The 6,629-nt window shown below is 70.5% G+C and carries 6 protein-coding genes; all 6 read right to left on the bottom strand.

Going from position 1 to position 6,629, the window contains the following annotated elements; translation table 11 throughout:
* On the bottom strand, nucleotides 1–699 hold a 699-nt coding region (locus G6022_RS13825), incomplete at its 3' end, for a hypothetical protein (RefSeq protein WP_347238187.1).
* On the bottom strand, nucleotides 689–1,798 hold the full coding sequence (locus G6022_RS13820) for an endolytic transglycosylase MltG (RefSeq protein ID WP_347237839.1): 1,110 nt from the start codon (nucleotides 1,796–1,798) through the stop codon (nucleotides 689–691). The genes G6022_RS13825 and G6022_RS13820, both read right to left, overlap by 11 nt.
* A gap of 155 nt (nucleotides 1,799–1,953) precedes the next feature.
* Nucleotides 1,954–2,427: a Holliday junction resolvase RuvX gene (gene ruvX, locus G6022_RS13815; protein WP_182691795.1), complete on the bottom strand. Its 474-nt coding sequence runs from the start codon at nucleotides 2,425–2,427 to the stop codon at nucleotides 1,954–1,956.
* The gene (gene alaS, locus G6022_RS13810) at nucleotides 2,424–5,084 is read right to left on the bottom strand and encodes an alanine--tRNA ligase (protein WP_182691793.1); all 2,661 of its coding nucleotides are present in this window, start codon (nucleotides 5,082–5,084) and stop codon (nucleotides 2,424–2,426) included. The genes ruvX and alaS overlap by 4 nt, the downstream gene beginning before the upstream one ends.
* Nucleotides 5,085–5,248: 164 nt before the next feature.
* Nucleotides 5,249–5,458: a hypothetical protein gene (locus G6022_RS13805; protein WP_182638762.1), complete on the bottom strand. Its 210-nt coding sequence runs from the start codon at nucleotides 5,456–5,458 to the stop codon at nucleotides 5,249–5,251.
* Between the two features lie 38 nt (nucleotides 5,459–5,496).
* On the bottom strand, nucleotides 5,497–6,629 hold a 1,133-nt coding region (locus tag G6022_RS13800), incomplete at its 5' end, for a replication-associated recombination protein A (RefSeq protein ID WP_182691791.1).

Raw genomic sequence — 6,629 nt, 5'->3', positions numbered from 1 at the left:
CCCCGGCTCGGGGACGGTGTTGACGAGGATGTCCGCCCGCGAGATCTCATCCGCCAGGGATTCATCGGACAGCAGGACGGTGCGGATCTCCAGGCCGAGAGCCCGCCCGCACGCGGCCGCGGGTCCGGCGTTGTCGCGGCGGGACGCCAACACCACGCGCGTCGCTCCGGCCTCGGCGAGCCCGGCCAGCACCGGCCGCGCCGTCCCGCCGACCCCCAGGACGACCGCCGTCGGCTCCGTGGGCAGTCCGTCGAACTCGGCGAGTGCTCCGGTCACCCCGTCCACATCGGTGCAGTCGGCGAACCAGCCGTCCCCCCGCCGGACCAGGGTGTTGGCACTGCCGACGATCCGGGCGCGATCGCTGACCTCGGTCGCGTACCCGAGCGCGGCGAACTTGCCCGGCATCGTCACCGAGTAGCCCACCCGGTGTCCCGGCGAGGAGTCGACCACGGAGGCCAGACGTTCGGCATCGCAGTCGATCCGCTCGTAGGTCCATCCGTCGAGGCCGAGCGCCCGGTACGCCGCACCGTGCAGAACCGGGGAGAGAGAGTGGTCGACAGGATGACCCAACACCGCCGCGGAGCGGGGTGACGTGTCCGCGAGGCCGTCGGAGGCAGCGCCACCCGAACCGGCGTCACCCGAACCGGCGCCACCCGGACCAGCGCCGGCCGGACCGGCGCCCGCGGTGCTAACGCCCACTGGACAGGACCCCGTTGGCTATCGCCTCGCTCTGGTACCGCTCGTGCTCCGGGTACTCGTCGGCGAAGCGGGTGGTGCCCTGCATGTCGACGGTGACGAAGTACTTCCACCGGCCCTCGGCAGGGTTCTCCATCGCCCGGAGTGCATCGAGCCCGGGAGATCCGATCGGACCGTAGGGCAGTCCGTCCATGGCGTAGGTGTTCCACGGCGTGACCGCCGCACGATCGGCGTCGGTGGTGGCGATCTCCTGGTCGGCGAGGGCGTAGTTGACCGTCGAGTCGAACTGGAGGCGCATCGGCTCGTCGAGCCGGTTGAGGATCACCCGGGCGATCTTGTCGAAGTCCTCCAGCGTGCCCTCCTTCTCCACCAGGGACGCCGCGGTGACCACCTGGTACGGCGTCAACCCGATCCTCTCGGCCGAGGGGACGAGACCGGTGGCGTCGTAGGCGTCGGTCGACGAGTCGATCAGCTGCCGCAGGATCTCCAGGGGCTCCGACTGCGGGCTGACGTTGTGGACCCCGGGCGCGATCAGGCCCTCGAGACGTCGAACCGGGTCCGGGGCGCCCCGGACCTCGTTGATCGCCCAGTCGGGCACCCCGAGTTCGGTGGGGTCGGCCTGCACGGCCGCGTCGACGATCTCCTGCGGCTGGCGGCAGGTGGGTGGGGCCTCGGGGTCGTCCAGGTCCCGGAGACAGGTCGCGTCCGCGATCAGGGTGAAGATGCCCTTCTCGGTACCGCCGCCGACGACCACGGTGTCGAGCAGCCGCCCGCCGGGCTTGACGTCCATGAAACCGACCCTGTTCCGGGGATCGGCCAGGGCCTCCACCGCCGACGCGGCGCTCATCTCCTCCCGGACCTGGTAGTACCCCGGCTGGATACCCTCGACCGACGTCCCGGCCGCCGCACCTGTGAAGGCCCGGGTGCTGGCCACGGTGCCGATGTCGTACAAGCGGTCACCGACGACCCCCAGGGTGTCCCCGGGCTCGACGTGCAACAGCGCGTTGCCGGAGCCCTCGCCCTCGAAGTCGGGCGCGGCGGAGACCTCGTTGCCCGCGTTGCGGTAGACCATCACGGCGAAGGCCAGGACCACCCCGACCACGGCCGCAAGGAGAATGAACCGGGTGGTGCCACTCGTTCGTGAGCGTCCTCGTGCCGCAGACATCGTGCTCCTTAGCCAGGGGTTCAGGGAGCTGCCCGCCGGACAGCATCATGCTTGACGGGCAGTTTATCCAGCCGCGCCGGTCGACACGCCCATCATCGGCGGGCGCGCCGCGAGTCGAGCCACGCCTGCAGGAGCACCACGGCGGCGGCCTGGTCGATCACGCCCCGCTGCTGCCGGGTGTTCCGGCCCGCGCCGTGGAGCGCCGCTCCCGCCGTCACCGTGGTGAGTCGCTCGTCCACGAACTCGACATCGAGGTCGGGAGAGGCGACGGAGAGCGCTGCCACGAACGACCGCGCCATCGCCGTGGAGGCGGTGTCCCGACCCTTCAGTGAGGTGGGCAGCCCCACGATCACGCCGACGGCGTCGTACTCCTCGACGAGGTCCCCCAGGCGTCTCACCTCCGACGTCCACTCGGGATCACCGCTGGTGACGCGGATCGTCTCGACAGGTGTCGCGAGGATCCCGTCGGGATCGCAGGAGGCGACCCCGATCCGTGCCGTCCCCACGTCCAGGCCGAGCCGCCGACCACGGGTCCACCCGTGGACGTCGGGGTCCGGTCCCGTCACCCGGCATCCCGCACGGCGGCGCGCAGCGCGGACACGGCCGCGTCGATCCCGGACGGATCGGTGCCCGCCCCCTGCGCCATGTCCGGCTTGCCGCCGCCCCTCGCCCCGAGCGCCGGCGAGATGGCCCTGACCAGATCGCCCGCGCGGAGGCCGCGCTCCTGGGCGGCGGGGCTCACCGCGATGACGAACGGCACCTTCTCCGAGCCCCCGGCGGTGAGGAAGATGACACCGGCATCCCCACCGAGTCGGCCCTTGAGGTCGGACGCGAGGGTACGCAGGTCGCCCGCCGCTCCCCCCGGGACGTCGTGGGCGAGCACCCGGATCCCGTCGAGGTCCTCGGCCGCCGAGAGCAGGTCCCCGGCCCGCGAGGCGAGCTGGGCGGCACGCATCGACTCCAGTGCCTTCTCAGCCTCCCGCAGCTTCGCGGTCAGCGCGGCCACCCGGTCGGGCAGTTCGTCGGCGGGCGCCTTGAGCGAGGTGGCCAGGCCCGACACGAGAGCGCGCTCACGGGCCTGGTGCCGGTAGGCGTCCATCCCGACGTACGCCTCCACGCGCCGGATACCCGATCCGACCGAGGCCTCGCCCAGCAGACTCACCGGGCCGATCTGCGCGGAACTGGACACGTGGGTGCCTCCGCACAGTTCCATCGAGAACGGTCCGCCGATCTCCACCACCCGGACCAACGACCCGTAGTTCTCCCCGAACAACGCCATCGCGCCCATCCGCCGGGCCTCGTCGAGGCTGGTCTCGATCGTGTTCACGCCGTAGTCGGCGTCGACGGCGGCGTTGGTGATCTCCTCGACCTGCGCGAGGACGTCCGCCGGGATGGAACCCGACCAGTTGAAGTCGAACCGCATGTACCCCGGCTTGTTGAGCGAGCCGGCCTGGACGGCCTCCGGTCCGAGGATCTGACGAAGTGCGGCGTGCACGAGGTGGGTGGCCGAGTGGCCCTGAGTGGCCCCCTTGCGCCACTCCGGGTCGACGGCCGCGGTGACGAGCTGGCCGGCCTCGACCTCGCCGCCCGTGAGGACGCCCTTGTGGATCCAGAGCTTCTTCCCGATCTTCTGCACGTCGTCGACCTGCATCTGGAAACCAGCGGTGGAGATCATCCCGCGGTCACCGAGCTGGCCACCGGACTCGGCGTAGAACGGTGTGCGGTCGAGCACGAACTCCACCGCGTCTCCCTCGCGCGCGACGTGGACGGCCTCTCCGCCGGAGACGATGCCCAGGAGGGTGGACTCGTCGGTGAGTTCGGTGAAGCCGGTGAAGACGGTCTCACCGGCGTCGAGGAAGTCGCGGTACACCGACAGGTCGGCGTGGGCGTGCTTCTTGGACCGCGAGTCGGCCTTGGCCCTGGCGCGCTGCTCGGACATGAGGGAGCGGAAGCCCTCCTCGTCGACCTGCAGTCCGGCCTCGGAGGCCATCTCGAGGGTGAGGTCGATCGGGAAACCGTGCGTGTCGTGCAGGGCGAACGCCTGGCGGCCGGTGAGCACCGCCGCGCCGGAGGCCCTGGCGTCCTCGGCGGCACGCTCGAAGAGTTGGGTTCCCGACTCGAGGGTCTTGAGGAAGGCGACCTCCTCGGCCACGGCGATGCGCTCGATGCGCTCGTAGCCGGCGATCGTCTCGGGGAAGGACGGGCCGATCGCCTCCTTCACGGTGGCCATGAACTCGGCCATCGTGTCACCGGTCGCGCCCAGGAGTCGGACGGACCGGACGATGCGCCGCAGCAGCCGCCTCAGGATGTACCCGCGCCCCTCGTTGCCGGGGGTCACGCCGTCGGAGATGAGCATGTACGCCGTCCGCGCGTGGTCCGCGATCACCCGGAAGCGGACGTCGGAGGCGTTGTCCACCCCGTACCTGGTGCCGGAGAGCCGCTCGGCGGTGTCGATCACCGGGCGGAGCAGATCGGTCTCGTAGACGTTCTCGACGTCCTGGAGCAGGAACGCGACGCGCTCGATCCCCATCCCGGTGTCGATGTTCTGCTTGGGTAGCGGGCCCAGGATCTCGAACGCGTCCTTGCCGGTGCCCTCACCGCGCTCGTTCTGCATGAACACGAGGTTCCAGATCTCGATGTAGCGGTCCTCGTCCGCCTCCGGTCCGCCCTCGACCCCGTACTCCGGTCCGCGATCGTAGAAGATCTCAGAGCACGGACCGCAGGGCCCGGGGACGCCCATGGACCAGTAGTTGTCCGCCATGCCGCGGCGTTGGATGCGACCCTCGGGGATGCCGACCACGTCGCGCCAGATGCCGTAGGCCTCGTCGTCGTCGAGATACACGGTGACCCACAGCAGCCCCGGGTCGATACCGAAACCCCCGTCGTCCAGGGACGAGGTGAGCAGCGACCACGCGTGGCGGATCGCCCCCTCCTTGAAGTAGTCGCCGAACGAGAAGTTGCCCGCCATCTGGAAGAAGGTGTTGTGGCGCGTGGTGATGCCCACCTCCTCGATGTCGAGGGTGCGCACGCACTTCTGGATGGAGGTCGCGGTGGCGTGCTCCGGGGTCTCCTGGCCGAGGAAGTAGGGCTTGAAGGGGACCATCCCGGCGTTGACGAACAACAGGTTCGGGTCGTCCAGGACCAGTGATGCGCTGGGGACCTCGGCGTGACCGGCCCTGACGAAGTGGTCGAGGAATCGGCGCCGGATCTCATGGGTCTGCACAGGGGGCCTCACTGGTGGTCTACGGAGGTGGTCGGACGACTGCCCAGCCTACCGGCGCGCCCCCGGGGATCGAGGAACGGACCGCGGGAGCCCGCAGACGACACGGGCACGGACCCCGCGTGCGGGGCCCGTGCCCGTGGACCGGCTCGAGAAGAGGTGGTGTGTCAGCGCGGCATCGGGGGCAGGATGATGCCGAAGTTGGCCGCGGTGATGAACGCCTCCTGGGGAAGCAGCCCCAGGCTGTGCGCGCCGGTCCCCCACACGCCGACCGAGGTGGCCACGCCGACCAGGGTCGAGAAGATGCTGGCGATTCCGCTCATGATTCCTCCGAGAGTGCTTGCGTCCATGGATACCTGGATGTTGCTCGTGTTCATACAGGCCTCATGAGTTTCACATATCCGGGCGGGGGCGGCTAGGTCTTCCCCCGGACGATCGTTCGCAGCCGGGTCAGCCTGGCGGCCAGTTCTCGTTCGTGTCCGTGGCCGGCGGGCGCGTAGTAGTCCCGACCCACGAGCTCGTCGGGAGGGTACTGCTGTGTGACCACCCCGGCCGGGGACTGGTGCGCGTAGAGGTAGCCGACTCCGTTGCCCAGCCCCTTGGCCCCGGCGTAGTGACCGTCCCGGAGGTGACGGGGGACCTCACCGACTCCCCCGGCGCGGACATCCGCCATCGCCGCGTCTATCGCGGAGATCACCGAGTTGGACTTGGGCGCGGTCGCCAGATGGATGGTGGCCTGGGCCAGGGCGAGCCGGCATTCGGGCAGCCCCACCTTCTGCACGACCTCCGCCGCCGCGGACGCGGCGAGCAGTGCGGTGGGATCCGCCATCCCGATGTCCTCGCTCGCGTGCACCACCAGGCGCCGGGCGATGAACCGGGGGTCCTCCCCCGCCACCAGCATCCGCGCGAGGTAGTGCAGAGCCGCGTCGGCGTCCGACCCGCGGATCGATTTGATGAACGCGCTCGTGACGTCGTAGTGCTGATCCCCGTCACGGTCATAGCGGACCGGTGCCGCGTCCAGGCTCAGCTCGACCGTCTCCGGGGTCACCACGTCGTCCTCGGCGGCCCCCGCGGCGGCCTCGAGGATCGTCAGGCTCCGCCGTGCGTCCCCGCCGGAGAGCCGGACGATGTCCTCCACCGCGGCGTCGGTCACCTCGAGCGCCCCCGCGTAACCCCGGTCGTCCGACACGGCGCGCCGGATCACCGTGGCCACCCCCGCCTGGTCCAACCCCTGCAGTTCGGCGATGAGGGAACGACTCAGCAGCGGAGCGATCACCGAGAAGTGCGGGTTCTCCGTGGTCGCGGCCACCAGGAGCACGATGCCGTTCTCCACCGCGGCGAGGAGCGCGTCCTGCTGGCTCTTCGAGAACCGGTGGACCTCGTCGATGAACAACACGGTGCGCCGGCCGTGGATCTGGCGTGTCCGCGCGTCCTCGATCACCGCCCGGACGTCCTTGACCCCGGCGCTCAGGGCGGACAGGGCCACGAAGTGTCGGCCGGACGACGTGGCCACGAGGTTGGCCAGCGTCGTCTTGCCCGTCCCGGGCG

Origin of the sequence: Dietzia sp. Cai40, from assembly GCF_014145165.1 — a bacterium.
Lineage (GTDB): Bacteria > Actinomycetota > Actinomycetes > Mycobacteriales > Mycobacteriaceae > Dietzia > Dietzia natronolimnaea.
Note: the sequence above shows the minus strand (reverse complement) of the source record. Positions and strands in the feature narration are given on the sequence as shown.

Bases quoted from the DNA above. Each gene is read 5' to 3' on its own strand.
- G6022_RS13805 (WP_182638762.1), bottom strand. From the start codon at position 5,458: ATGAACACGAGCAACATCCAGGTATCCATGGACGCAAGCACTCTCGGA.